Source organism: Flavobacterium sp. Root420 (assembly GCF_001427905.1).
In the GTDB taxonomy this organism is placed as follows: Bacteria; Bacteroidota; Bacteroidia; order Flavobacteriales; family Flavobacteriaceae; genus Flavobacterium.
The window spans coordinates 1-231 of sequence record NZ_LMEF01000013.1 but is presented as its reverse complement, the minus strand read 5'-3'; the positions used below and the strand labels follow the sequence as shown (position 1 = coordinate 231).

The 231-nt window shown below is 42.4% G+C and carries 1 pseudogene; it reads left to right on the top strand.

The features are described from left to right. Positions 1 to 231: pseudogene (locus tag ASC72_RS10375) on the top strand (IS5/IS1182 family transposase); the annotation flags it as partial.

Below are 231 nucleotides of genomic sequence, written 5' to 3'. Positions count from 1 at the left end.
AGCTTTAAGGAAATCTTCAAACAAGTGGTGCTGATGCTGGCATCAGAAGGCCTTGTGAATCTAAAACAGATTTATACCGATGGCACCAAGATAGAAGCTCAGGCGGGCAGATATACTTTTGTATGGGGCAACAGTATCAAAACCAATAAAGCCAAAATGCTCACCCAGCTTGAAGAGTTATGGAATTATGCCCAAAGTTTAGACAATGAGGATGATCCCAATCCGGAACCT